Source organism: Paractinoplanes atraurantiacus (genome assembly GCF_900215205.1).
Taxonomy (GTDB): domain Bacteria; phylum Actinomycetota; class Actinomycetes; order Mycobacteriales; family Micromonosporaceae; genus Actinoplanes; species Actinoplanes atraurantiacus.
The window spans coordinates 1-25,012 of the sequence record NZ_OBDY01000046.1; the positions used below are offsets into that span (position 1 = coordinate 1).

Genomic DNA, 25,012 nt, shown 5'->3' on the forward strand with positions numbered 1-25,012 from the left:
CTAGACGAGTAAGTCCTTATTCGGATTAGTGGTCGTAGGCGATCAGTGACCTGGTCAGGGGTTGTCCGGTGGTGCGGTTGTGCCAGATCGCGGCGGTCATGGCGAGCAGGCGTTGGGCGACGCGGGCGCCGACGCCTTCGATGCTGCGGCCGCCGTGCAGTTCCAGATCGAGTTGGCCTTTGAGCGTGTCATTGACTGACTCGATCAGCTGACGAACGGGTTTGAGCAGGTGCTCACCGGGGTGTGGGGTGCGGTTGCGGTAAGACGGTCGCAGCAACCGGATTCCACGCTCGGTCAGCCACCGGTCGAGTTCGGCGGACACGTAGCCCTTGTCAGCGATGATGATCTGCCCGGCCCGCGACGTCAGTAGCTGTGGATCTTCCTCCAGAGCGGCGGCCAGGACGTGCCGCTCATCGGTCTTGGCGGTGGCCAGGGACCAGGCGATCGGCAGCCCGGCCGGGGTGCAGATCAGATGCAGGCGCAGTCCCCAGAAGAACCGCGAGTGTGACGAGCAGTAGCCGTAGCCGGCCCAGCCGGCCAGCTCGGAGCGTTTGACGGTCGGCCGGGACCGTCCGCATTCCACCGGCGTGGAGTCGGTGACCCACACATCGTCGTGCCACAGATCGGTGTCGGCGGCGATCAGCCGGATCGCTCGTTTCAGCAACGGCAGCGCCGCTCGCAAACGCTTGTTGTAGCCCGATTGCCCGGGCAGATAGGGGAACGCGCCGGGTAGATGCCGTGGCAGGAACCGTAGCCACCGGGCCTCCGAGCGGATCCCGAGCAGGGCCTGAGCCACCGCCACGGTCAGCAGTTCAGCGTCGGAAAGCCTGGGTGGGCGCCCGACCCGAGGTGGCCGCCCGAGCCAGTCGTCGATCTTCACGTACAGTGCGGTCAGAAGGGTGTTGAGGTCTGTCGTCACAAACGGATCATCAACACCCTTCACCTTTACGCCTGACTACATCTGCACGTATGCATGTCACCTGCACACGACATGTGTGCAGTGCACCTGTGCATGTACACGCGACTAGAAGGCGTTAGGAATTACTCGTCTAGACCTTTTGTCGTGCGGGGTTCCGGCGTCGCTCGGACTGGATCCTTTGAAGGCGGCGCGGCACTTCGACTACCGGATCGGGCGGCGGATCGGCTTCCTCGACGGCGTGCCCGGCTTCTGGTGGTCGGTGAACGGCAAGCTGTTCCCGGACGTGCCGATGTACATGGTCCACCGTGGCGACATCGTCCGCATGACGATCTCCAACACGAGCGGGGACGTGCATCCGATGCACCTGCACGGCCATCACGCGGTCGTGCTCAGCCGCGACGGGGTGGCCGCCAGCGGCAGCCCGTGGTGGTTCGACTCGCTGAACGTGGGCGACGGCGAGACGTACGAGATCGCCTTCGTCGCCGACAACCCGGGCATCTGGGCCGACCACTGCCACAATCTGGACCACGCCGCCGACGGGCTGCTGGCGCACCTGGCCTACGTGGGGGTGGGCACCGCCTACCGGGTCGGCGGTGACGCGGGGAACAGTCCCGAATAGCCTGGCGGCATGCCACTCACGGGAGAGTACGAGCCGAGCACGTCCGGGTGGGCCCGCAAGCAGGCCGAGAGCTACGAGGCGTCGGACGGCGCCCTCGCCAACGAGATCCAGGGAAAGCCGATCGTCCTGGTGACATCGATCGGCGCGAAGAGCGGCAAGCTGCGCAAGACACCGCTGATGAGGGTCGAGCACGAGGGCGCGTACGTGGCGGTGGGTTCGCTGGGCGGCGCCCCCAAGAACCCGGTGTGGGTCTACAACCTGCGTAAGAACCCTCGGGTCCAGCTGCAGGACGGCCCGTCCCGGCACGACTACGAGGCCCGCGAGCTCTCCGGCGCCGAGCGCGACGTGTGGTGGGAGCGGGCGGTGGCGGCGTTCCCCAACTACGCCGTCTACCAGACCAAGACGTCACGCCTCATCCCCGTGTTCCTCTTGGAGCGCGCTTCGTAGGGACGCCGTTCGGTGCGCCCCGATCGGGCCAACTGGCGAAAAACAGGGTGCCATTCGGGCATCGAAGCTCGATCATGGAGTGATGCGCACTCCCCACCAGGCCGTTGACCGGCTCGGCACCCGGCACGAGGCGGCCGCGCTGCCGGCCGTCGCCGCGCCGCTGCCCCTGGCCGGGGCGGTGGACGACGGCGACCGCCTCGTCGATGTGGTGGATCTGCTCGCGCTGGACGGCTTCGTCACCGGCCGCGAGCCGTTCGGGCGCAGCCGCTACCTGGAGAACGTGAAGGCCGACGCCGCGCTCACCACCGAGGACGCCCGGGTGGTGCGCGACGCGGTCGACGAGGACGGCCAGGGCCGCCTGTCGGTCGGCGAGGGCTGGACGCTGCACGTCACCCGCTGGAAGCAGAGCCGCCGGGCCCGCGTCACGGTCACCGCGATCACGGCCGAGCTGGCCGAGTCGGTCCTGGAGGCGGCGACGAAGGACGCGGTCGAGGAGCCGGCCCCGGCGAGCGACAGCGTGCCGATCGGTTTCTGGCACTTCGGCCCGCACGGTCCCCGCCGCGTCCAGCGCGAGATCGACGCCGCCCCCTGGGCCAAGATCTCCGCGAACTACGCCGGCCCGGTGACGCGGACTCTCGAGAAGCTGATGGCCTTGGACGGTACGGCGGTCAACGGCCGCCTCCTGCTGCTGCACGGCGAGCCGGGCACCGGCAAGACGACGGCCCTGCGCGCCCTCGCCCAGCAGTGGCGCAGCTGGTGCCAGGTCGATTGCGTCCTCGACCCCGAGCGCCTGTTCAGCGACCCGGCCTACCTGATGAGCGTGGCCTTGGGCAGCGACGACGAGGACGAGCCGCGCTGGCGCCTGCTCATGCTGGAGGACTGCGACGAGCTGATCAGCGGCGAGGCCAAGGCCAGCGCCGGCCAGTCCCTGTCCCGCCTGCTGAACCTGACCGACGGCCTGCTGGGCCAGGGCCGCAACGCCTTGATCGCCATCACCACGAACGAGGACCTGGCCTCCCTGCACCCCGCGGTGGTCCGCCCGGGCCGCTGCCTGGCCAGCATCGAGGTGGGCCGCCTCCCGCACACCGAGGCCGCAGCCTGGCTGGGCACTTCCCAAGGCATCGGCCCTTCCGGCGCCACATTGGCCGAGCTGTACGCCCTCAAAACCGGCACCGAGCCCGTAACAGTCCCCAAGACAGAGCCGGCCACGGGCATGTACCTGTAAACCACCCGCACCCCGGCGCCGGCGGGCTTCCTCGTGCCCGGCCTTCCTCGTGCCCGGCCTTCACCCGTGCGTCGGGTGGGCCGGGCCTGCAGCTTGTCGGCCCGCGGTCAGCGGAGGCCGACGACGGCCGCGTCGGTGCCGCCGCGCCAGAGGACGCCGGCCTCGGTGTAGCCGGCCACGCGCAGGGCGTCGACGTGCCACAGTGCGGGCGGGGTCCACTCCTGGCTGTGGCGCGTCGCCGGGTAGATCCGCTCGCGCTCGACCGCCTTGGGCGCGAGGAACTCGTCGGCCGCCGCGGCCGCCCACCAGTCACTCCAGGACGTGGCCGCCCCCGTCGCGTAGCGCGCCTCGCGCAGCTCCCGGGCGTGATCGCGCAGCCGCTCCGACAGCGTCGGCAGCGAGTCCTCCGGCATGTGGTCGGCGTTCACGAAGATCCCGCCCGGCCGCAGCACCTCCCGGACCTCGCCGTACAGCGTGGCCACCCGCTCGGCCGGCAACCAGTGCAGGGCCGTAGCGGTCAGCACCGCGTCGAACCCTTCCTCGCCCCCGCCCGGCAGCTTCGCCCGCCAGCCCGCGTCGCCGAGGTCGGCGTCGACGATGGTCGCCCGCTCCCGCAGCGTCGCCCCGGCGATGGCCAGCAGCACCGGATCCTGGTCGAGCACCGTCACCTCAGCACCCGGGAACCGCGCCAGCGCCCGCAACGAGATCGTGCCGGTGCCGCCGGCCAGATCGAGCACCCGCGGCGGCTTCCCGCCGGCGACCGCCGCGACCGCGTCGAGCATCGCCCGGAACCGCTCCTCCCGGTCGGGCATGAACGCTTCCTGCTGACGGTCCCAGCTTTCCTGCCACACCAGCGGGTTGCTCAAGTAAGCACTCATGCCACTTACGCTAGTTACCGCGATCGGCACACACAACCCGTTCCGCCGTCGTCCCGTTCCGCGGTCATCCCGTTGCGCCGTCATCGACGCGTTCCCGGCCTTCGCCGGTCCCTTCCGGCGTCATCGACCACCTGCCTTCCGTTCGTCGGTGAGGCGCTCGGCGAACGCCTTCAGGTCGCGCCGCTCGATGGCGGTGGCCATCAGCTCCGGGAACGCGTCCGGCGTACAGGCGAAGGCCGGCACTCCCAGCGCGGCCAAAGCCGCCGCGTTCTCGTGGTCGTAGGCCGGCGCCCCCTCGTCGGAGAGCGCGAGCAGAACGACCACCTGCACACCGGCCGCGGTCATCTCCGCGACCCGGCGCAGCATCTGCTCGCGCACGCCACCCTCGTACAGGTCGCTGATCAGCACGAAGATGCTGTCCCGCGGCCGCGTGATCAGCTGCTGGCTGTAGGCGATGGCCCGGTTGATGTCGGTGCCGCCGCCGAGCTGGGTGCCGAAGAGGACCTCGACCGGATCGTCGAGCTGGTCGGTGAGATCGACGACCGCGGTGTCGAAGACGACGAGCGAGGTGCGCAGGGACTGCATCGAAGCGAGCACCGCCGCGAACACGCCCGAGAAGACCACGGACGCCGCCATCGAGCCCGACTGGTCGACGCAGAGCACCACATCCCGCTGTACCGCCGTGGTCCGCCGGCCGTAGCCGATCAGCCGCTCGGGAATCACTGTGCGGTGCTCGGCCTGGTAGTGCTTGAGGTTGGCCCGGATGGTCCGGTCCCAGTCGATGTCGGCGTGCTTCGGCCGGTTGATCCGGGCGGCCCGGTTGAGGGCTCCGCTGACCGCCGCCCGGGTCTGCTGTGCGATGCGTTTCTCCAGCTGCTCGACCACCGTACGGACGACCTGGCGCGCAGCGTCCTTGGTCTTGTCGGGCATGACCCGGTTGAGGGAGAGCAGCGTGCCGACCAGATGAACGTCCGGCTCGACGGCGGCGAGCATCTCGGGCTCGAGCAGTAGCCGGGTGAGATCGAGCCGGTCGATCGCGTCGGACTGCATGACCTGCACGACCGTGCTCGGGAAGTACTCCCGGATGTCGCCGAGCCACCGGGCCACCTTCGGCGCCGAACTGCCCAGCCCGGCCGACCGCTTGCTGCTCCGCTCGCCCTCCCCGTCGGCCCCGCCCGCGTCGTAGAGCGCGGCCAGCGCCGAGTCCATCGCGCCGTCACGACCTTCGGCCTTGCCCAGCGCCTCCTCGGACGACCCGCCGAGCACCATCCGCCAGCGCCGCAGCCGTTCCCGCTTCGCCGGATCCGCCGACCCCGCGTCGGTCGTGTCCTCGCTCTCGCTCATCGCACCTCCCCGCCTGCGTGTGCGCCGGCTGCTCTGGTCGCGTCTGCGCTGCTCGTGTCTGCGCTGCTCGTGTCTGCGCTAGTCGCGGCTGCTCCGGTCGCGGCTGCGCTGGTCGCGTTCGCGCTGCTCGTGCCTGCGTGGCCTGTGACGGCGTGGTCTGCCTGGCCTTCGTGGGGGCTGATCTCATGGCCCAGCAGGGCCGCCAGCGTGGGCAGGGCGAGATCGGCTCGCTCCGGATCGAAGCCGAGGCCGCCGGCCTCGGTCTCCGGCGCGGCTCGGGGACCGGCCACCCGTTCGCCGATGGCGCGCCGCTCGCCCGCGTCGAACGCGCCGAAGGTGCGGCGCAGCAACGGCAGCACGTCGTCGAAGGCGTCGGCCGGAATGTCGGCGAGCCAGTCGTCGAGCAGGCGCAGCAGCGCCTCGTCGTGGACGAGCAGCAGCCCACCGCCGGACAGGAAGCCCTCCACCCAGGCCGCCCCGTGCGCCGGCGGCGTGCCGACGGTCAGCGGCAGACGCAGGCGGCGGCGCACCTCGGCCCCGTCGAGCCGGCCGGCGTCGAGCAGCAGCCGGGTGAGCCGCCCGGCGAGCAGCCCGTGCAGGTCGGCCCGCCCGGCCACGGACTCGAGCGTGGACACCCAGCGCTCCCGCAACTCGTCGTCCTCGAGCAGGCCCACCGCCGCGTGCACCCCGTCGATCCGGTCGCGCAGCAGCTTGGCCGCCTCGTCGGAGAGCGAGCCGACCGCCGACGGCAGCCCGGCGCAGACCCGGCCGAGCAGGCTCGCCGTGACGGTCGCGAGCCCGGCCACGTCGGTGCGGCGCACGTCGCCGTACCGGAGCGTGCGGGCCAGCGCCGGGATCGCCGCCATCAGATGGTTGATGTCGGCGTCGAGGGCGGCGCGCACGTCGAGAGCGGCCAGCACCTGCGGGTACGCCTCGGTGAGGTCGGCCAGCAGGCACGTCTCGACCAGCGCCGTCACGTCGGCCAAAGTCTCCGCCCGGTCGGCCGCCCGCACCACCTTGGCCGTGGCCGCGGCGGCCACTGTGGTGCCGTACATGCTGCCCTCGACCAGGCGGATGGCGAACTCCGGCTGCCACCGCAGCCGCCACTCCTCGCGGAACGTGCCGGTGCCCCGCCGGGTGGCGGTGGGCTCGCCCCACGGCACGTCGAAGGTGCGTAGCCTGTGCAGCAGGCGGCTGCGCCGCAGATCGGTCTCCTTGCGCAGGTCGAGGTCGAGGGCGCGCTCGAGCGCCTCCGGCTTGAGCCGGGCCGCCCGCTGCTGCGCGGCGAGATCTTTGGCCAGCGGAACGGACGGCATGTCGTCGGGCACCGCGCCGAGGCGCTCACCGACCACGAGCTTGCGGTTGATCAGCTCCACCCGCAGCGGCTCGCCGTCGCACATCACCGCCTCGGCCGCCTCAGTGACCTCGGCCAGCCCCGCCAGCGGTCGCCCGCGCATGGTCGCGAGCGCCTCGGCCAGCCGCGCCGCCTCGATGACGTGCGCGGACGACGTCGGGACGCCCTCGGCGCGCAGCACACCGGCCGCGTCGACCAGCCACCGCGGCACCACCTCGTCGGCCGAGGTGAACAAGTGGTGGTACCACCCCGGCGACCGCACTCCGGCGCCGTAACCGGACCACGAGGCCAGCCGCCCGTACGTCCAAGGCACCCAGGTGAAATCGACCTTGGCCTTCCGGCGCCCCTTGAGCAGCGCGGCGTCGTCCTTGAGCGCGACCTTGCGGGCCAGCGCCGGCACGTGCCAGGCCCCGCACACGACGGCGATCTCGTCGTACTTCTTACGGGTCTCCCGCAGGACCGTGCGCATGTACGCCTCGCGCACCAGATCGTCGGGATCCTCGGGAGAGCTGTCGCGGATCGCGGTCATCGCCTCGGCGATCGCCTCGAACGCCGGCATGCCCCGATGCTCGACGACGTCTTCCCACCAGCGCTCCGGATCGTCGTATCCGGCCGCCGCGGCCAGCTCCCCGATCGGATCGACGGGCCGCCGCGAACCCGCGTCCCCGCCCGGCCCGGCCTCGACGGGATGTCCGCCCGGATCCGCCTCGGGCTCGTCGGAGGCCGGCTCCCCGTCACCGTTGGATCCGGGCGGCGGCGCTGCCTGGCTGTCACCGGTCAACCGGTAGGCGAAAGGGAGGTCGAAGAACCGGACGGGCACGTCGTGCTCGACGGCCCAGCGGATCGCCTGCCACTCCGGGGAGAAGACAGCGAACGGCCAGAACGCCGCCCGGCGCGGATCGTCGGCCGCGTAGCCGAGCAGGGCGACCGGCGGCTCGAGTCCGTTGCCGGCCACCCATCGCACCAGCCCGTCGGCCTCCGGCGGGCCCTCGACCAGCAGCACGTCGGGGCGCTGCCGGGCGAGCTCCAGCACCACGGCCCGCGCCGATCCGGGGCCGTGGTGACGGATGCCGTAGAGCCGCTCAGGCATCGCGGGCGGCCCGGTAGAAGTCGCGCCAGTCGGCCCGCTCGCGCACGACCGTCTCGAGGTATTCACGCCAGACGACGCCGTCGGAGACCGGGTCTTTGACGACAGCGCCGACGATGCCGGCGGCCACGTCACCCGGGTGCAGGCGCCCGTCGCCGAAGTGGGCGGCCAGCGCCATCCCGTTCGTGATGACCGAGATGGCCTCGGCCGTGGAGAGCGTGCCGGTGGGTGATTTCAGCTTGGTGCGGCCGTCCTCGGTGAGGCCGCCGCGCAGCTCGCGGAAGACGGTCACGACCCGGCGGATCTCCTCGATCGCGGCCGGGACCTCGGGCAGGTCGAGCGAGCGGCCGAGCTGCTCCACCCGGCGGGCCACGATCTCGACCTCGTCGTCGGCCGACGCGGGGACCGGCAGCACCACGGTGTTGAAGCGGCGGCGCAGGGCGCTGGAGAGCTCGTTGACCCCGCGGTCGCGGTCGTTGGCCGTGGCGATCAGGTTGAAGCCGCGCTCGGCCTGCACCTCGGTGTTGAGCTCGGGCACCGGCAGCGTCTTCTCGGAGAGGATGGTGATCAGCGCGTCCTGCACGTCGGACGGCACGCGGGTCAGCTCCTCGAGCCGGGCGATCGAGCCGGTCCGCATCGCCCGCATCACCGGGCTCGGCACCAGCGCGGCGTCGGTCGGGCCCTCGGCCAGCAGCCGCGCGTAGTTCCACCCGTAGCGGATCGCCTCCTCGGCCGTGCCGGCGGTGCCCTGCACCAGCAGCGTCGAGTCGCCCGAGATGGCGGCGGCCAGGTGCTCGGAGACCCACGTCTTGGCCGTGCCGGGCACGCCGAGCAGCAGCAGCGCCCGATCGGTGACCAGCGTGGACACCGCCACCTCCATGAGCCGGCGCGGGCCCACGTATTTGGGGGTGATCTTCGCGCCGTCGCCGAGCAGGTAGGTCACCACGGCCTGCGGCGAAAGACGCCAGCCGGGCGGCCGCGGACGGTCGTCGGTGGAGGCGAGCAGGGCCAGCTCCTCGGCGTACTGGTCCTCGGCATGGGGGCGCAGTGCGGTCACTCGAACTCCTCTGTCTGACGGCCAGAACCGAACGCTACTGCTCGCCTCTGACAAAAATTCCGTTGTGGATCTCGGTTTCAGGACTTCAACTCGTCGAACATCTCCTGGCGGAAGGTCAGCGTGCGGGCCAGGTCGGCGACCGGCCGGACACGGGACGCGTCGGCCGGCTCCTGGTCGAGCTGAAGGGCGAGACGGCCCACCAGATCGGCGTACGCCGGTGGCATGGCCAGCGCGGCCGCCCGGCACAGCTCGCCCAGCTGCCAGCTGTGCCGGTCGTTGCGGGCGCGATGGGCGATCGTCTCGAGGACCGCGACCGACAGCTCGTCGGGCCACCGGCCCGGATGGATCGCGAGCAGCCGGTTGGCCATCGGGTCCTCGCGGCGCAGCGCGTCGGCCGCGAGCCGGCCCAGCTCGACGGCCGGCAGCACCAGATGAAGATCCCACCGCACCGACTCGCGCAGCGTCCCGCCCACCTCGTTGAGCAGGACGATCGCCCAGCCGACCTCCTCCTGCGCCACGGCGGCCTTGGCCCAGCCATGCAGCAGCGGTGACTCCCAGTCGTTGCCCCGCACGAGCCTCAGCATCGTGGCGGGATCGGACCACGTGTCGAGCGGCGCCCCGGCGACGATCTCCTCGAGCAGCCAGGCGCTCACGCCGATGCCACGCGCCGGAGTGGACGCCACACCGTCGCGCCGCAGGCCCGGGTCGAGCTCCTCGGGCGGGTTAACGATCAGCCGGTCGGCCCCGATCACGCGGCGTTCCCGCCGCACGGCGGCCCGGGCCCGCTCGGCCATCCGGTCGCGCAGGGCGGAGCCGGGAAGGCGGCGCAACAGCTCGAGGGCGGCCTCGCGCACCTCCTTGCGGCGATCGTCGAGGGCCCGCTCGAGGAACGGGTCGTCGGCCGCGGACAGGTTGGTGACGAGCGCGGCGACGAAGCGCGCGCGGTCGTCGGAAGAATCCTGCGACCACGTGCTCTCCACGAGCTCGCGGGCGCGCGCGGGATCGGTTCGCCGCAGTGTGGCCAGGTGGCCGAGCCGCTCGCCGGAGCTGCCCGTCTGCCAGTCGAAGGCCGCGGTGGACGACGGCGCCTGCGCCTCGTCGCGCAGCCATCGCCACTCGTCGCGCATGCCGGCCAGCCACACGCCCCGCGCGCCGGCGACCCGGGCCAGCGCGGGCCGGATGATCGAGTTGCGGCGCCCGGCGTCGAGCAGCGCCGGCAGCGCGACCGGCGGGACGTGCGCGCCGAGCTCGCGCGCGGCCGCGAGCCATTGGCTCAGCAGCTCCTGCGCGAGCTGGGCGCCGCCGGGCACCCCCTCGCCGAGGATGCGCATCAGCCTGGTGCCGGCGGGGCCGGGCAACGGGGCCGTGGTCTCGGCCGGCGCCGCGGGCACGCCCGCGTGGCCGGTGGCGGGCTGGACGCCGGCCCGCCGCCGGGTGAGGGCGACGGCGGCGGCGTCGAGCAGCGAGGAGTCACCGGACCATGGGCGCCTGTTCGTCCCCACCAGCGCGGCCGCGAGCAACTCGGGCGGCAGCTCGGGCCGCCGGGGAGCGCCGGCGGTGGGCAGGGGTGAGCCGGCGGCCACGAAGGCGCCCTCGGCCCAGGCGGCGAGCGGGCGCAGACCGGCGGGAGACCACTCGCCGGCCACTGTCGCGGGCCGGCCGCCGGCCGCCGCGAGCAGCCACCACGGCTCGCTGTGGCCCGGGGCCAGCGGCAGCGCGGCGCCGGTCGCGTCGACCAGCCAGCCGTCGTCAGTGGGTATGACGCCGTCGAGCAGGACGGGAGCGTCGAACCGCCAGGGCTCGGCGGCGACCGTGGTGCTGTAGCCCAGGAGCGCGTCGGCGATCGTCGTCGCACCCTCGGCAACGCCGAACGGCTCGGCCGCGCTGTCCCGGCTCGCGACGAGCGCCCGCAGCGGGGCGGCCCCCGGGTAGAACGCCAGCTCGCCCCGGAACTCCGTGCCCGGCACCAGGTCGGAGGTGAGCGGCTGACCGGGCGCGGCGAACGAGAGGACCAGCGCGAATCGGCCCCGCGACCCGCGCAGCCACGTGCGCCGGGTGGTCAGCGCGCCGTCGTCGACCTCGACCTGGCCGAGCACCTGCCAGCGGTCGGCGACGCGGGGGCCGGCCAGAACATCCTCGGTGGCGATCGGGAAGCCGATGCGGGTGCGCACCGTGGCGGCCAGCTCGGGCGGCAGCTCGGCCAGCCGGTCGTATCCGGTGACCAGCAGACGGAGCAGGGCCAGCTCGCCGAGCAGGCGGTCGGCCCAGTGCGGGCCGATGCCGGCGACGGTGCCCAGGCGCCGCACGGCGCTCGCGGCGGTGGGCGCCTGCGCGTCGACCAGGCGGGCGGCCATGGCCTCGAACGGCTGATGGCCCGCCCGCTGCGCCCCGGCCAGGCCCTGGCGGATCTGGTCGTCGAGCCAGCGGCGAAGCTCGGTCATGCCGCCGGCCACCCGCTCGGCGCGCTGCTCGGCCCGCTTGGCCGCGGCGGCCGGGTCGGGAGTCGCGGCGGCCCGGGGCTTGGCGGTGGCCCTCGCGGCCCGGGCGGCCTGCCACTCGCGGGCGAAATCGGGCGCCGGGGCGGTCGCCACGCCGGTGTCGGCCCAGAGCATGAGCAGGCCGAGGGCATGCTTGCAGGGAATCTTGCGGCTGGGACAGGAGCACCGGTACGCCGGGCCGGTCAGGTCGGCACACACCTGATAGCCGCGGCACTGTCCCCAGAGGATGTCGTCGAGCCGCCCGGTCGCCGACCAGGACAACGGCGCGGAGAGGCCGCGGCCGGCCTTGAGTGACGCGGCGTCGGGGGCGAGCGCCTCGACCTGGGCGGTGGACCATCGTTCAACGGACACGAGAAGACCCTAGGCCGCGGGTACGACAGTTTTCCCGGCACCGGATCGCCCTGGTGAGTGCCATGATCGAGCGGACCGAGAAGGAGAAGTGATGAAGGTCGTGATCTTCGGGGCGACCGGCATGGTCGGTCAGGGTGTCCTGCGGGAGAGCCTGCTCGCGCCGGACGTCGAGCAGGTGCTCGCGGTGATCCGTACGCCCACGGGGGTCTCGCATCCCCGCCTGCGCGAGGTCCAGCTTGACGATTTCGCCGATCTGAGCCCCATCCGCGACGAGCTCCGCGGATCCGATGCCTGTTTCTACTGCCTCGGCGTGTCGTCGGTGGGCTTGGACGAGGCGACTTTCGCCCGGATCTCTTACGACTATCCGATGGCGGCGGCGCGGACTTTCGGCGAACTCGACCCGCGGACCACCTTTGTCTACGTCTCGGGGGCGGGCACCAACCCGAGCGGACGGCAGATGTGGGCGCGCGTCAAGGGCCGCACCGAGCGGGAGATCATCGACCTGCTGCCCAACGGCTATGCCTTCCGGCCCGGCCTCATCCAGCCGACGCGGGGCGTCAAGTCGAAGACCGGCTGGTACAACACCGCATACACGATCATGGGGCCGCTCATCCCACTCCTGCAGCGCGTCGCTCCACGCTATGTCACGACCACCGACCGGGTCGGGCAGGCGATGCTGCGGGCGGCCCGCATCGGATTCCCGAACCACGTCGTGGAGAACGCCGACCTGCGCTGACGCTGTCATCGCCCACTCCCTCGATGGAAAGTATCTCGACATCGAGATAAAAGCTCGCTAGTCTCTCGTTGTCAAGAAGCTCGGCATCGAGACAATGATGAGGTGGAGACAGATGAACACCTGGCTGACGACGTGGCCGCGGAGCGCGACCTCACTCGCGAGCGTGGGCTGCATGACGCCGACGACGCGACGGCCCACGACGGCGTCGACCAGATCGTCGGCCAGTGGGCACATGAGCGTCCCGACCTCGACACGACGGCCATGGCCGTCTTCGACCGAATCGCCAACCTCTCCCGCATCGCCGGCGACCGGGTGGAGCGCGCCTACGCCGAATTCGGGATAGGCCGGCCCGAGTTCGACGTGCTCGCCACCCTGCGGCGCGCCGGCGATCCCTTCCAGCTCTCGCCGGGCGAGCTCGCCGCCTCGATGATGCTGAGCACCGGCGGCACCACGGCCCGGCTCGACCGGCTGGAGAAAGGCGGGCTGGTCCGGCGGCTGCCGTCGCCGAGCGATCGGCGCAGCGTCCTGGTCCGTCTGACCGAGGCGGGATACGAGGTGGTCGAGCGGGCCGTCGGGGCCGGTCTCGCCGAGCAGCAGCGCCTGCTCGAGGACCTGCCCTCCGAGAAGCTCCGGCAGCTCGACGACCTGCTGCGAGAGGCGTTGCGCGCGTCAGGCGGCGTCCGCGTCACCGGCGATCTGCGGTGGTTGGGCCCGGCCCGCGACGCCGGGTCGGCCGGCAACCGCGACGGCCGGGGCCGCGGGCGGGGCCGGTCCTGACCGGCCGGCGCGGCCCGGTATGTCACGGCCGCCGCGCCCCCGACGTTCGACCGGGTGGCTGCCACCGGGCAGCAGCCGGTGCGGTGGCTACCCGGTCGGCAGCCGCCCGGTCGGCATCGGGAGCAGCAGCAGCCTGGTCAGGCGCCGGGTTGGCTGCCGGCTGAGCGGGCGCCGGGTGGCTGCCGGCTGGGTGGGGGGGGCCGGTCTGGCTGCCGGCTGAGCGGGCGATCGGGCTGTCGCTCAGTCGGTGGTGGAAGCGGGGGTCAGGCCGGCGGCGTCGGGGCCGTGTCCTGCGGGGACGCGTTCGCCGGGCTTCGGTGGTGGTGGGGGAGTGCCGTCGCCGAAGGGACGGCCGCCTAGCTTTTCGCGGCCGTGTTCGGTCAGCCAGTTGGTGAGGTCCGGTCCGGCCGGAACGATTCTGGTGGGGTTGATGTCCTTGTGGACCACGTAGTAGTGCTTCTTGATGTCGATGAAGTCGATCGTGTCGCCGAAGCCGGGCGTCTGAAAGAGATCCCTGGCGTAGGCCCACAGCACCGGCATCTCGGTCAGCTTGCTCCGGTTGCACTTGAAGTGGCCGTGGTAGGCCGCGTCGAAGCGGGCCAGTGTCGTGAAGAGCCGCACGTCCGCCTCGGTGATCGTGTCGCCGACCAGGTACCGCTGGCCGGCCAGCAGGTCGGACAGCTTGTCGAGACGGGCGAACAGCCGGGCGTACGCCTTCTCGTAGGCCTCCTGCGTGCCGGCGAAGCCCGCCCGGTAGACGCCGTTGTTCACGTCCGCGAAGACGTACCGGTTGATCTTGTCGATGTGCTCCCGCAGGTCCGGCGGGTAGAGCTGGGGCGCGCCCGTACGGTGGTGACGGGCCCACTCCAGCGAGAGGTCGATGGTGATCTGCGCGAAGTCGTTGGTGACGACCTGCCCGGTCGGCACGTCGACGATCGCCGGGACGGTGATGCCCTTGTCGTAATCCGGGAAACGGGCGAAATAGGCCTCCTGCAGGCGCTCGATGCCGAGCACCGGGTCCCGTCCGCCCGGGTCCAGGTCGAAGGTCCAGCTGCGCTCGTCGTGGGTCGGGCCGGCGATGCCCATCGAGAGCACGTCCTCGAGGCCGAGCAGCCTTCGCACGATGATGGCCCGATTCGCCCACGGGCAGGCGCGGCTGACGATCAGGCGATAGCGGCCGGGCTCCACCGGATATCCGTCGCGGCCGTCCTCGGTGATCCGGGTCGGGATGTACCGCTGGTCCCGGTTGAACTCGCCGGACGGGTTCACGTAAGCCATGCCCCCATCCTGCGACGACGGCGCCCGGCGCGCAGGGCGAGCCGCCGAATGCGGTCAGCGCGGGGGCAGAAGGCCGAAAACCCGGCGTGGGCGGCGCCGACGGTTCCGTTCTGGCAAGGTGGCCGGGTGGAGGCCAAGATTCGTAGCTATCTCGCTCACTGGACCGTCGCCGTCCCGATCGTGGCGATCGCCGCCCTCGTTCTCACATGGGGGCGGGACCTGCCGTCGCCCGTGGTCGTGGTGGTCGCCCTGTTGCTCGGCGGCGCCGTGCTGGCCGCCGTTCACCACGCCGAGGTGGTGGCGCACAAGGTCGGCGAGCCCTTCGGGTCGCTCGTCCTCGCCGTCGCGGTCACCATCATCGAGGTCGCCCTCATCGTCACGCTGATGATCAGTGGTGGGGAGAAAACGCAGTCACTCGCCCGGGACACCGTGTTCGCGGCGGTGATGATCACCTGTAATGGTCTGCTCGGCATCTCGCTGCTCGTCGGCGCGCTCCGGCGGCACGTCGCCGTGTTCAACGCCGAGGGCACGGGCGGTGCGTTCGCCACGGTGGCCACGATCGCCACCCTCAGCCTCGTCCTGCCGAGCTTCACGACCAGCCGGCCCGGCCCCCAGTTCTCGCCCGCCCAGCTGGCGTTCGCCGCGGTCGCGTCGATCGCCCTGTGGGGACTGTTCGTCACCGTGCAGACGCGCCGTCACCGTGACTACTTCCTCCCGATCACCACGTCCGGCAAGGTGATCGACGCCGAGGATCACCTCGAGCCGCCGACCAAGCGGGACGCGCTCATCAGCGTCGGACTGCTGCTGGTCGCCCTGGTCGCGGTCGTCGGCCTGGCCAAGGGCGTGTCCCCGTCGATCGAGTCGGCGGTGCAGAACGTCGGCCTGCCCAACGGCGTCGTCGGCGTCGTGATCGCCCTGCTGGTCCTGCTTCCCGAGACGATCGCGGCCGTCCGGGCCGCGGCCCGCGACCGCATACAGACCAGCCTCAACCTGGCGATCGGCTCCGCCATGGCGAGCATCGGCCTGACCATCCCGGCCATCGCCCTTGCGATGATCTGGCTGCCCGGCCCGCTCCTGCTCGGCCTCGGCGGCACCCAGATGGTCCTGCTGGCCCTCACCGTGGTCGTCGGCACCCTGACGATCGTCCCCGGCCGGGCCAACGTCCTCCAGGGCGGCGTCCACCTGGCCTTGCTGGCCGCCTTCCTCTTCCTGGCCGCGAGCCCGTGAGGCCGCGAGCCTGTGAGGCCGCTGGTGGGGCGGGGTCAGGCGTTAGCGGAAGGCCTCTGGCCGGGCGATGTTGAAGCGGTCGCACAGTAAGGGCACGTCGTGGTGGTCGGCTGGGCGTGGTGGATAGCCGGTGTGCCAGCGGACCGACCAGGTAGGGGTCTCGCAGCGGAACTGGCGGCCGGAGATCTCGCCCTGGCCTGTCAGGGCCTCGGCCGGGAAGGAGAAGTTCTCGGTGGCGGGGCCGTAATGCAGTGCGCCGTTCGGCAGTGGCTCGTAGAGGTGCAGGTCCACCTGTAGGTGGGAGCCGTCGTGCAGGACGAAGTTCCACGGTCTCGTGTCGGGGCGGGGTGCGATCCGGTCGATTCCGTGACGGGCCAAGGCGGTCACCAGCTTGGCTAAGTCTGCTGCGGGCAGGAACAGGTCCAGGTCGGTGTGCTCTCGGGTCTGTTCGTGCAGCAGGGCGTCCACTGCCCAGCCGCCGGAGAGGGAGAACTCCACCTCGGCGGCGGTCAAGCTGTCCAGCAGCCGGACGGCGTCGTCGGCCGACATGATGTAGCGGTCCATGCAGAGGAGATACGCGACGCCGCCTCCGCGGTCCAGCGAATTGGGCCGCGGCGCGGAAGGGAGCAGCGGGGCGGAAGGCGCAGCGGGTCAGGCGGAGGCGCGGTGGATGAGGGACGGCTCGTAGATTACTGAGGCTACGCGGAGGGTGGGCTCCTCTATGCGGGCCAGCAGCAGGCGGGCGGCCTCGGCGGCCATGTCCTCCAGCGGGTGGCGGATCGTGGTCAAGGGTGGGGCGGCGGCTGTGGCGGCGCTGCTGTCGTCGAAGCCGATCACCGCTATGTCGGCCGGTACCGCGCGGGCCGACTCTCGGAGAGCTAGCAGCGCGCCCAGCGCCATCAGGTCGTTCGCCACGAAGACGCCGTCCAGGGCCGGCTGCTCGGCCAGCAACGTACGCATCGCTGTCTCGCCGCTGTCCTGGGTGAAGTTGCCCGAGACCGTCGGCACCCAGCCGTGGCCGTGGCGGGCCATGGCGCGGCGGAAACCGGAGATGCGGTCGCTGCTCGCGGGGACGTCGGCCGGGCCGGAGATCATGCCGATGCGGCGGCAACCCCTTGCCAGCAGGTGTTCGGCCGCCATTGCGGCGCCGGTGTCGTTGGCCAGGTCGACGTAGTCGATCGGGACCGGCTCGGCCGGGCGGCCGATCATGACGGCGGGGACGTCGGCCTGCGCCAGCATGTCGGGGAGCGGGTCGACCGCCGGCAGCGACAGCACGATCGCGCCGTCCGCCTGGCCGCTGCGCAGGTCGCCGACCAGCCGCTTCTTCCCCTCGTCGGTTCCCACGATCTGCAAGGCCAGTTGTACGCCCTCACGGCGCAACACACTCATCAGCCCGCCGACCACCCGCCCGAAGAACGGATCGGCGAAGAAACGGCCCATGAACGGATCGTCGTCGTGGGTCTCGGAGTCGGAGACGACAAGCGCCACCGTCCCCGTCCGCCGGGTCACCAGCGACCGCGCCAGCCTGTTCGGCACGTAGCCGGTCTGGCCGACCGCGTCCCACACCACCTCGTGCAGCTGCGGGTCGACGTTGCGAATCCCGTTGATCACGCGGGACACGGTCGCCCGTGACACCCCCGCGACCCGGGCCACGTCCTCCAGGGTCGGGGCCCGTCCGCTACGCATGACCGTCTTTATAGCACATGGAGAGCGCTCTCCTGAGACCGTCAAAAGCGAGGTTCCGGAACCAGCAGGACATTGACGGCCATGCCCGTGGAGCGCAGACTCGGAAAGCGCTCTCCAAGAGAGGAGAAAGTCTGTGACCCCGCACAGAGCCATCCCCGCCGCCCTATTGGCCGCGGCCCTCCTGTTCATCGCGGCTCCCCGAGCCGAAGCCGCCGACCCCCTGCTCTCCCAGAACCGCCCCACCGTGGCCTCGTCCACCGAGAACGGCGGCGCCCCGGCCGCCGCCGCGGTCGACGGCAACCCGGCCACCCGCTGGGGCAGTGCCTGGTCCGACCCGCAGTGGCTGCGCGTCGACCTCGGCTCCACGGCCACCGTCACGTCGGTCAAGATCACGTGGGAGGCCGCGTACGCCAAGGCCTTCCAGCTGCAGACCTCGGCCGACGGCGCCGCCTGGACCACGATCTACAGCACCACGAACGCCGCCGGTGGCACCCAGACCCTTCCGGTGAGCGGGCAGGGTCGCTACGTCCGCGTCTACGGAACGCAACGCGGCACCGGCTACGGCTACTCGCTGTACGAGTTCCAGGTGTACGGCCAGTACACCACCCCGCCGCCGACCGGCGGCCCGGGCTACGTCATGGCCGACCCGCCGGTCACCGGCGTGATCCCGTCGACCGCGGTGCCGCCGAACACGAACCCGCCCACCACGCACCACGAGTTCCAGGCCAACTGCTCGGTCAGCCGCTCCAACCTCAACGACGACCCGATCGTCTTCCCCAACCTGCCGGGCGCCTCGCACTCGCACACCTTCATGGGCAACACGACCACGTACGCGGGAACGACGCTCGCCACCCTCAAGGCAGGTGGTACTTCGTGCATCACCCCGGGTGACAAGACCGGTTATTGGATGCCGACCCTGCTGAACGGCGACACAGCCGTACAGCCAATCGGTCGTCAGGTCATCTATTACAAGTCCGGTGTGATCGATTACCGCAGCGTGCGGCCGTTCCCGGCCGGTCTGCGCTATGTCGTCGGCAGCCCGCAGGCCACCCTCGAGGACTTCCGGAACAGCCCGGGCGCCGTCGAGGGCTTCGAGTGCGGCGACAGCTCCTTCAACTGGGACATCCCCGCCACCTGCCCGGCCGGCACCCAGCTCAACGCCCGCATGCAGGCCCCGAGCTGCTGGGACGGCCTGCACCTGGACACACCGGATCACAAGAGCCACATGGCGTACCCGGTCCTCGGGGTCTGCCCGGCCGACCACCCGGTCGCCGTCCCGATGATCGAGTTCAAGATGGCCTGGCCGGTCAGCGGCGACATGCGCAACGTCCGCTTCTCCAGCGGCCGCGGCTATTCGTTCCACTATGACGTCTTCAACGCCTGGGACGCGCCGACCCTCGCCGCCCTCACCACCCATTGCATCAACGGCGGCCTGCAATGCGACCCGCGCGGCTTCGACCTCTACAAGCCCGACCGCGGCGCCGCCCTCAACGAAAACTACGTACTTCCCTGACGTACGTCCGGAAGGGCGCCGATAACAAAAATCGGCGCCCTTTCTCAGTTTGTGGTGTTGATTGTGGACAACGACACTTCCCTGGTACGCAGAATCTGCAGGGCCAATTGCCGGGTCTGACCTTCGATCCCGGATTTGCTCTCGCTGCGGGCCAGGTTCTGGCTTTGCACCAGATGTTCCTTGATGTGCTTGGTGACGGTCTCGTCGAAGGCCGGCCCGGCGAGCTTGGACGCCTCCGTGACCTGTTCCGGGGTGACCATGCCCGGCATCGGCATGCCCTCGTGGGGGTTCTCGGTCGGCAGCCCGGCCCGCGTGTGCAGCTGGCGCAGGGTGCCCAGCTCGGCCTGCGTGAACGCCTTGACCTGCGTCGTCAGCGCCAGCGTGTCGGGGTCGGTGGTGCGCCGGGGCGGGAGCTCGAGCAGGGGGAGCAGCTGCTCGTCCATCGCTATGTTGATCTCGATCCAGGCCAGGTCGGTGCCGCCGAACGAGGCCTGGGGCTGCGCGCTGGGTGCGGGGGTCTCAGCGGCGTCTCCCGTCGCGGAACAGCCGGCCAGGGCGAGGGTGGTGGCCAGAAGGAGACGGGGAATCGCTTTCACGTTCGCGAGTCTGTCGTTTTATGGGGCCATATGTCAATGATTCGATATTAACGAAATGGAACGATCGAGGCCCCACCCGCCGAAAGACGAAGACGGGTGGGGCCTGTCGCTTACGTTACGGTTCAGTAGACGCCGAACTCCCACAGTGAATAGCCGTAGCCGGTGGCCCGGGCGGTTCCGGTGACCCGGACGTAACGGCCCGAACCGGTCACGTCCAGGTCGTCGAAGCCGCCGTCGCCACTCGCCGTGGCGTACATCTGGGTCCAGGTGTTGCCGTCAGTGGAGGTTTCCAGGCGATAGCCGGTGGCGTAGGCGGCCTCCCAGGCCAGCTGGACGTGGCGGATCGGCTGGACCGAGCCCAGGTCCACCTGGAGCCACGCGGAGCCGACCCACTCGCTGGCCCACCGCGTTGCGTAGTCACCGTCGACGGCGTACGAGGGCAATTGCGGTCCATTGGTCCCGGTGGGCTGATAGCTGGAAGCCGTGGCCGGCTTGCCCCGGGCCAGATTGGTGCCGGAGATCACCGGGGGGACCACGCGGACCGACTTCTGTTCGATGCCGACGTTGCCGTGCCCGTCGAAGGCGTACACATAAATCTTCCAGACGCCCAGCTTGTCGGGGGCCTTGGCGGTGAAGGTGCCGGGCCCGGTCTCGGTGAAGACGACGTTGGCCAGGCCGGTGGCGCCGGTGATGTGCTTCTCGGAGTACATGAGGTTGTAGCGGATCAGGTCGCCCTGCGGGTCGGTCGTGTTGACGGAGACCGCGAGGTTGCCGCCGGCCGGGACCGAGGTGGGTACGGTCATCGAGGTGATCTCGGGCGGGGTGTTGGCCGGGGCCTGGCCGGTGTAGGCGCGCTGCAGCGAGTAGTAGCCGTGCCGGCGCCAGCCGCCGGTGAACGTGTTGAGCCAGACGCCGCCGAAGTCGTTCTCGAGACCGTAGTGGAACTCGGTGGCGCCGAGCGCGACCGTCGGGTGCGCGTTGATCGCGTTCCAGCTGTTCGTGTAGCCGTCACGTTTCTGCAGGTCGGTGGGCTCGGCCGGGACGCCGTTGACGTCGTTCGGCACCTCCCACTCGCCGGCCGGGCCGGCCTCGGTGACGACGTACGGCTTGGTGTAGCCGCCGGCGAGCCAGTCGTTGTAGACGTTGCCGATCGCGCCGTACGAGTTGACCGCGAGCAGGTCGAGGTCGGGGGCGTACTGCTTGTAGTACGGCCAGGCGCCGGTGTACGCGTCGGTCGAGGTGACCGGGTGGTTCGGGTCGGCGGCGTGGATGGCCTGGGCGACCTGGTTGACGAACTTGGCGTATCCGGCGCGGCGGGCCTCGACCTCGGCCGCCGACAGGCCGTGGTCCTGCATGGTGAGGATGACCTCGTTGCCGACGTCCCACATCAGGACGCCCGGGTGGTTCTTCAAGGTGTTGACGCGGTTGACGATCTCGGTCTTGACGGAGTTCATGTACGCGGTGTCGTTGACGTAGTCGGCGCCCTGGTTCAGCCAGTGCCCGACGATGACCTTGATGCCCTGCCGCGCGGCCCGGTCGAGCAAGGTGGGCGTGCTGGCGTCATCGACTCCCCACGTACGGATCGTGTTGACCCCCATGTTCCTCAGGTCGCGCATGTAGCCGTCAGCGGCCGCCTGCGGTGGCCCGTACGTCAGACCCTTGACCTGGAAGTTCGCGCCGTTGACCTGGAGACGCCAGTTGCCCTGGGTGCCGGTGACCTTGACGACGGACGGGCCGGCGGGCAGCGCGGGGTCGGTCATCGGGGTGGGCGTGGTGCCGGTCGAGCGGGCGACCGAGACGGAATCGACGCTGAGCACGCCGCCGGAGGTCGTGTCGGCGGTCGGGGTGGTGCGGCCGGCGATCGCGTTCGGCAGGGAGCCGCCGATCGCCAGATCGAGACGCAGGAAGAAGCCATGGTGTACGGCGGCCTGCCACGCCGCGACGCCGACCTGCGACTCGCGCACCACCCAGGTCTGGCGGCCGTCCACATAGAACCGGATCTCCTCGTCGGTCTTCGTCCGGTCGACGACCTGCGAATACTCGTGGAATCCGGTCTGGCAGCCGGTGCAGGAGGCAAGCCCGGAGGAGCGGCCGTTGTACTCGCCGCAGGGCCCGTCCGGGGCCGTCCCGCAGTGCAGCGTCTGCGCGAGCTGGCTGCGGCCGTTGACGTCGGTCATGATGTCGGTCTCGCCGACCTGCGGCCAGTTGGTGTAGTTGCCGCGGTACGCCGCGCCGGTGGCCCGGAAACCCGGCCAGTAACCGAGAGCGTTGGCGACGTCCGGCTGCTTGATCACCGCGGAGAAGCGGGTCAGCTGCCCGGCGAGCGGCTCGAAGTCGGTGCGCTGGGTCTCGATGCGCCCGGACGTCCAGGTGCCGGCGCCGTCGCGGACCGCCCGGATGTTGAGCTTGCCGGCGCCGTCGAGCGTGACGTTCGAGGTGGCGGCGGTCTCGACCGAGCCGGTGCCCCAGTTGGCGGCGCCGCCGGGGTAGGAGGTGCCGGTGCGGACGAGCCAGTTGCCGGTGTTGAGGGTCGTGCCGTCGAAAGAGTCGGACCAGACTGTGGTGAAGGCGTCGGTGGGCGGCGCGGTGGTGCCGTACACCTTGAACTCCCACAGCGAGTAGCCGTAGCCGCCGCTACGGGCGGTGCCGTAGAGGCGGACGTAGCGACCGGTGCCACTGACGGTGAGGTTCTCGGTGCCGCCGGCGCCCTGGGTGGTTCCGTAGATCTTGGTCCAGGTGGTGCCGTCGGCCGAGGTCTGGATTTCGTACGCCCGGCCGTACGCCGCCTCCCACTGAAGGGTCACCGAGGTGATGGTGGCGGTGGATCCGAGATCGACCCGTAGCCACTGCGGATCGGCGAACTGGCTCGACCAGCGCGTGCCGGCGTTGCCGTCGGTGGCGTTGGCGGCCGCGGTGCCGCCGCTCTCCTGGGTGGAGGCGGTGGTGGGGCGGCCTTGGGAGAGGAGGGTGTCGGCCGCTCGGGCCGGACCCTGAGCCACGGTCAGAAACGCCGCGACCAGGGATAAGAGGACGAGGGGGATGGCTTTGTGAGTGCGCAAGGGGACTCCTGGGGATGGGAAAGCGCTCTCCGACAGTGCCCGAAGTCTTGCGCCGGGGTTTCACGCGTGTCAATAGTTCGCGTCGGTTCCGGACCCGCTGTAGCCCGTCTTGGAGAGCGCTTTCCGGTCGTGTCGGCCAGTATGCTGCCGGCCGTGACTTCCTGGAATCGGCTGTTGAAGCGGCTGGACTCCCCGAAAGCGGCGACCCGGGCGGCCGCTCTGCGGGCGGCGGGCGAGCGTTGCGACTCGGACCGATCGGCTGCGGTATGGCTCGCGCCGCTGATCGGCGACGCCCTCGACGACGGCGATCGAGGTGTGCGCGAGGCGGCGCTCGAGGCGCTGACCAATCTCGGCGAGGCGTCCCGGCAGTTCACACCCGTCTTCCGCCGCGTGGCCGGGGGCGCGGAACTTGGCGCGGTCCTCCGCCGCGTGGGCGAGGGCGCGGAGGCAGGGCCGGTTGTCCGCCGCGTGGGCGAGGGCGCAGCGGTTGAGCCGGAGGACGGTGACCCGGGCGCGAGGGTCGGGTCGGCGGGCGAGGATGGGGCGGCGGGGGTGGCGCCGGCGGGCTTCGGTGGGCCGAGCATGGCGGACCGGGCGATGGGCGCTCTGCAGCGGCTCGGGGATCCGGCCTGGGTTCACGTCCTGTGTGACGCCGCCGCGGCGGGGCGGGAACCGCCGGGGATCGGCGTCGAAGCGCGGCTGACTCCGGAAGTGCTGGCGGCGGTGCGCGGGCGGCTCGGCGCCGAGCCCGAGCGGGTGGGCCGGCTGGCCTGGCGGCTGGAGCGGTGGGCCGGCGAGGAGTGGGCGCTGGAACGCCGATGGGGTGCGGACGTCGCCTCGGCGGTCCCGGAGTTGATCGCGGCGCGGCGGCACGATCCGGAAGCGGTGGCCGCGGCGCTGCTGGCGATCGGGCACGACGATCCCGCCGGGCTGCCCTCTCTGATCGAGCGGGTCGCGCGGCGCTACGACCTGTGCGCGGCGGTCGCGATCTGGCGGATGACCGGCGACGCGCAGCCCGCGCACGAGCTGCTGCGCGCTTTCCTGCGCCGGGCCCGCGAGGTGCCGCGATCTGGACTCGACGTGATCGACCGGCTCGGCATCGCGCTGGTTCCGCTGGAGGCGACCGCCCGTGAGCATCTGACCGGCCGGGCTGCGGCGAGCGTCCCGGAGCGGAACGCCCAGGTGCTCGCCGCCCGGATCGTCGCCGTGCTCGGTGACCCGGCCGCCATCGTGGACACGCTGCGGGCGGTTCTGCGCGCCGGCGAGGCCCCCGGCAAGCATGCCGCCCTGGTCGCCGGTGACTTCCGGCTGGATCTCCGCGACGAGCTGCGCGCCCTGCTGACCGACCTCTGGTGCGCGGCGGAAGCGGCCGGGGCCCTCGCCCGGATGGGCGAGCCCGTCGAGGAGGCGCTGGTCCCGGACCGGCTCGCGGTCGTCCTCGAGCTGCGGCGAGCCGACGCTATCCCGCTGCTCGAGAGACTCGCCGGCGAGCACGACGCGACCCGGGACATCTGGGATGACGAGCTCCGGCGGAGCCGGATTCGGGCGGTGGTGGGCGAGCTCCGGGCGTACGGCGAAATGGGTCTATTGGAGAAAGGCGCCCAAGGGTGAGAGCAGCAGCCGGTTGAGGTCGGTGGCGACGCGGTCGAGGCCCGCCCGCTCCTTGTCGAGGGCGCCCATGTCGTTGCGCAGGCACCAGAGCTTCTGGGCGTTGCGCCAAGCGACATTCCGGGTGTATTCCACCGCCTCGCCCTGCCACCAGTCGTCCAGGCAGCCGTTCATCATGTCGATCAGCAGCTGCCATTTCTCGAGGTAGCCGCGGCGCAGGCCGGGGATCGAGTCGGCGAAGATCTCGTTGATGACAAGGTAGTCGTGGTGCTGGTCGCTGTCGTCGACCGGCTCGGTTCCCAGGTGGTCGAACGTCGTGACCAGCGCGAACGGCAGGTCGTAGTTGATGTGCGCGTTCACTCCGGCGCAGGCCGACGGCAGCGGGCGGCAGTCGGGGCCGGGGATGCGCGCGAACAGGCTGGACCACACCTGCGGACAGCGCGGGCTCATGTCCGTGCCGGCCCAGGCGCGCAGCGCGTCGAAGTAGCGCGCGGCGAACTCGACGTCCAGCCGGGACAGGAAAGCGGGATCCTTGAACTCGCCGTCGTAGAGCTTCTCGAGAACGCCCTCGGTGATCGTCAGATACAGCTTGTTGAAGTCACAGAGCGGGTTCTCCAGCAGCAACGGGGGCACCCGCGTCAAGATGTCCTGCAGCTTCGTCAGCTGGTCGACAACGGCGGGCACGTCGTCGGGGTATCCCTGCAGGAGATCGGTCATCTCCCGTTGCACGGGTCCCCAGACCGACTGTGTCAT

The 25,012-nt window shown here is 71.2% G+C and carries 20 protein-coding genes; 8 read left to right on the plus strand and 12 right to left on the minus strand.

Annotated features, from left to right (window positions below; translation table 11 throughout):
* Nucleotides 1-25: 25 nt before the first annotated feature.
* On the minus strand, nt 26-919 hold the full coding sequence (locus CRP55_RS48725; protein ID WP_097327380.1) for an IS982 family transposase: 894 nt from the start codon (nt 917-919) through the stop codon (nt 26-28).
* Between the two features lie 178 nt (nt 920-1,097).
* Here CRP55_RS48725 and CRP55_RS48730 point away from each other — a divergent pair, with 178 nt between their 5' ends.
* From CRP55_RS48730 to CRP55_RS48740, 3 genes are all read left to right on the plus strand, one after another.
* On the plus strand, nt 1,098-1,538 hold the full coding sequence (locus CRP55_RS48730) for a multicopper oxidase domain-containing protein (RefSeq protein ID WP_245923949.1): 441 nt from the start codon (nt 1,098-1,100) through the stop codon (nt 1,536-1,538).
* 9 nt (nt 1,539-1,547) lie between these two features.
* Nucleotides 1,548-1,985, plus strand: a complete 438-nt coding sequence (locus tag CRP55_RS48735; protein WP_097328933.1) for a nitroreductase family deazaflavin-dependent oxidoreductase — start codon at nt 1,548-1,550, stop codon at nt 1,983-1,985.
* Nucleotides 1,986-2,067: 82 nt separating this feature from the next.
* The gene (locus CRP55_RS48740) at nt 2,068-3,210 is read left to right on the plus strand and encodes a DUF5925 domain-containing protein (protein WP_097328934.1); all 1,143 of its coding nucleotides are present in this window, start codon (nt 2,068-2,070) and stop codon (nt 3,208-3,210) included.
* Between the two features lie 107 nt (nt 3,211-3,317).
* On the opposite strand, the gene CRP55_RS48745 is transcribed toward CRP55_RS48740, so the two are convergent.
* The 5 genes from CRP55_RS48745 to CRP55_RS48765 all read right to left on the minus strand — a co-directional run bounded on the left by CRP55_RS48745 (nt 3,318) and on the right by CRP55_RS48765 (nt 11,779).
* A complete protein-coding gene (locus tag CRP55_RS48745) occupies nt 3,318-4,088 on the minus strand; it encodes a class I SAM-dependent methyltransferase (RefSeq protein WP_097328935.1) in 771 nt (256 codons plus the stop codon).
* A 120-nt stretch (nt 4,089-4,208) separates the two neighbouring features.
* Nucleotides 4,209-5,432, minus strand: a complete 1,224-nt coding sequence (locus tag CRP55_RS48750) for a VWA domain-containing protein (RefSeq protein ID WP_245923951.1) — start codon at nt 5,430-5,432, stop codon at nt 4,209-4,211.
* Nucleotides 5,429-7,876, minus strand: coding sequence for a DUF5682 family protein (locus CRP55_RS48755; RefSeq protein WP_097328936.1), 2,448 nt, complete (start codon nt 7,874-7,876; stop codon nt 5,429-5,431). The genes CRP55_RS48750 and CRP55_RS48755 overlap by 4 nt, the downstream gene beginning before the upstream one ends.
* A complete protein-coding gene (locus tag CRP55_RS48760) occupies nt 7,869-8,930 on the minus strand; it encodes an ATP-binding protein (RefSeq protein ID WP_097328937.1) in 1,062 nt (353 codons plus the stop codon). The genes CRP55_RS48755 and CRP55_RS48760 overlap by 8 nt, the downstream gene beginning before the upstream one ends.
* 77 nt (nt 8,931-9,007) lie before the next feature.
* Nucleotides 9,008-11,779 carry an SWIM zinc finger family protein gene (locus CRP55_RS48765; RefSeq protein ID WP_097328938.1) on the minus strand — a complete coding sequence of 924 codons (2,772 nt, stop codon included), beginning with the start codon at nt 11,777-11,779 and terminating at the stop codon, nt 9,008-9,010.
* Between the two features lie 91 nt (nt 11,780-11,870).
* Between CRP55_RS48765 and CRP55_RS48770 the strand changes: the two genes are divergently transcribed.
* Together CRP55_RS48770 and CRP55_RS48775 are read left to right on the plus strand one after the other, a co-directional pair.
* Nucleotides 11,871-12,515 carry a Rossmann-fold NAD(P)-binding domain-containing protein gene (locus CRP55_RS48770; protein ID WP_097328939.1) on the plus strand — a complete coding sequence of 215 codons (645 nt, stop codon included), beginning with the start codon at nt 11,871-11,873 and terminating at the stop codon, nt 12,513-12,515.
* 102 nt (nt 12,516-12,617) lie between these two features.
* Nucleotides 12,618-13,292, plus strand: coding sequence for a MarR family winged helix-turn-helix transcriptional regulator (locus CRP55_RS48775; RefSeq protein WP_245923952.1), 675 nt, complete (start codon nt 12,618-12,620; stop codon nt 13,290-13,292).
* Between the two features lie 240 nt (nt 13,293-13,532).
* Here the strand turns inward: CRP55_RS48775 and CRP55_RS48780 are convergent, their stop codons facing one another.
* Nucleotides 13,533-14,570, minus strand: a complete 1,038-nt coding sequence (locus tag CRP55_RS48780) for a glutathione S-transferase family protein (protein ID WP_097328940.1) — start codon at nt 14,568-14,570, stop codon at nt 13,533-13,535.
* Between the two features lie 126 nt (nt 14,571-14,696).
* Here CRP55_RS48780 and CRP55_RS48785 point away from each other — a divergent pair, with 126 nt between their 5' ends.
* Entirely contained in the window at nt 14,697-15,797 is a 1,101-nt protein-coding gene (locus tag CRP55_RS48785) for a calcium:cation antiporter (protein WP_179855683.1), read from the plus strand.
* Between the two features lie 42 nt (nt 15,798-15,839).
* Here the strand turns inward: CRP55_RS48785 and CRP55_RS48790 are convergent, their stop codons facing one another.
* The gene (locus tag CRP55_RS48790; protein ID WP_218855165.1) at nt 15,840-16,361 is read right to left on the minus strand and encodes a nucleotidyltransferase domain-containing protein; all 522 of its coding nucleotides are present in this window, start codon (nt 16,359-16,361) and stop codon (nt 15,840-15,842) included.
* Nucleotides 16,362-16,448: 87 nt separating this feature from the next.
* A complete protein-coding gene (locus tag CRP55_RS48795; protein ID WP_097328942.1) occupies nt 16,449-17,483 on the minus strand; it encodes a LacI family DNA-binding transcriptional regulator in 1,035 nt (344 codons plus the stop codon).
* Nucleotides 17,484-17,616: 133 nt separating this feature from the next.
* On the opposite strand from CRP55_RS48795, the gene CRP55_RS48800 reads away from it, so the two are divergent.
* Nucleotides 17,617-18,996: a DUF1996 domain-containing protein gene (locus tag CRP55_RS48800; RefSeq protein WP_097328943.1), complete on the plus strand. Its 1,380-nt coding sequence runs from the start codon at nt 17,617-17,619 to the stop codon at nt 18,994-18,996.
* 44 nt (nt 18,997-19,040) lie between these two features.
* Here the strand turns inward: CRP55_RS48800 and CRP55_RS48805 are convergent, their stop codons facing one another.
* Nucleotides 19,041-19,592: a DUF305 domain-containing protein gene (locus tag CRP55_RS48805; RefSeq protein ID WP_097328944.1), complete on the minus strand. Its 552-nt coding sequence runs from the start codon at nt 19,590-19,592 to the stop codon at nt 19,041-19,043.
* A gap of 122 nt (nt 19,593-19,714) precedes the next feature.
* On the minus strand, nt 19,715-22,651 hold the full coding sequence (locus tag CRP55_RS48810) for a discoidin domain-containing protein (RefSeq protein WP_245923954.1): 2,937 nt from the start codon (nt 22,649-22,651) through the stop codon (nt 19,715-19,717).
* A 153-nt stretch (nt 22,652-22,804) separates the two neighbouring features.
* Between CRP55_RS48810 and CRP55_RS48815 the strand changes: the two genes are divergently transcribed.
* Complete coding sequence (locus tag CRP55_RS48815; protein WP_143235497.1) at nt 22,805-24,262, plus strand: hypothetical protein; 1,458 nt, start codon at nt 22,805-22,807, stop codon at nt 24,260-24,262.
* Here CRP55_RS48815 and CRP55_RS48820 read toward each other — a convergent pair.
* Nucleotides 24,236-25,012: a DUF5995 family protein gene (locus CRP55_RS48820; protein ID WP_097328946.1), complete on the minus strand. Its 777-nt coding sequence runs from the start codon at nt 25,010-25,012 to the stop codon at nt 24,236-24,238. The two genes, CRP55_RS48815 and CRP55_RS48820, sit on opposite strands and share 27 nt — an antisense overlap.

Excerpts from the sequence above, each read along its gene's own strand:
- CRP55_RS48755 (WP_097328936.1), bottom strand. The coding sequence starts at position 7,876 with ATGCCTGAGCGGCTCTACGGCATCCGTCACCACGGCCCCGGATCGGCG.
- CRP55_RS48770 (WP_097328939.1), top strand. The coding sequence starts at position 11,871 with ATGAAGGTCGTGATCTTCGGGGCGACCGGCATGGTCGGTCAGGGTGTC.
- CRP55_RS48740 (WP_097328934.1), top strand. The coding sequence starts at position 2,068 with ATGCGCACTCCCCACCAGGCCGTTGACCGGCTCGGCACCCGGCACGAG.
- CRP55_RS48790 (WP_218855165.1), bottom strand. The coding sequence starts at position 16,361 with ATGGACCGCTACATCATGTCGGCCGACGACGCCGTCCGGCTGCTGGAC.
- CRP55_RS48795 (WP_097328942.1), bottom strand. The coding sequence starts at position 17,483 with ATGCGTAGCGGACGGGCCCCGACCCTGGAGGACGTGGCCCGGGTCGCG.
- CRP55_RS48750 (WP_245923951.1), bottom strand. The coding sequence starts at position 5,432 with ATGAGCGAGAGCGAGGACACGACCGACGCGGGGTCGGCGGATCCGGCG.
- CRP55_RS48780 (WP_097328940.1), bottom strand. The coding sequence starts at position 14,570 with ATGGCTTACGTGAACCCGTCCGGCGAGTTCAACCGGGACCAGCGGTAC.
- CRP55_RS48745 (WP_097328935.1), bottom strand. The coding sequence starts at position 4,088 with ATGAGTGCTTACTTGAGCAACCCGCTGGTGTGGCAGGAAAGCTGGGAC.
- CRP55_RS48735 (WP_097328933.1), top strand. The coding sequence starts at position 1,548 with ATGCCACTCACGGGAGAGTACGAGCCGAGCACGTCCGGGTGGGCCCGC.
- CRP55_RS48820 (WP_097328946.1), bottom strand. The coding sequence starts at position 25,012 with ATGACACAGTCGGTCTGGGGACCCGTGCAACGGGAGATGACCGATCTC.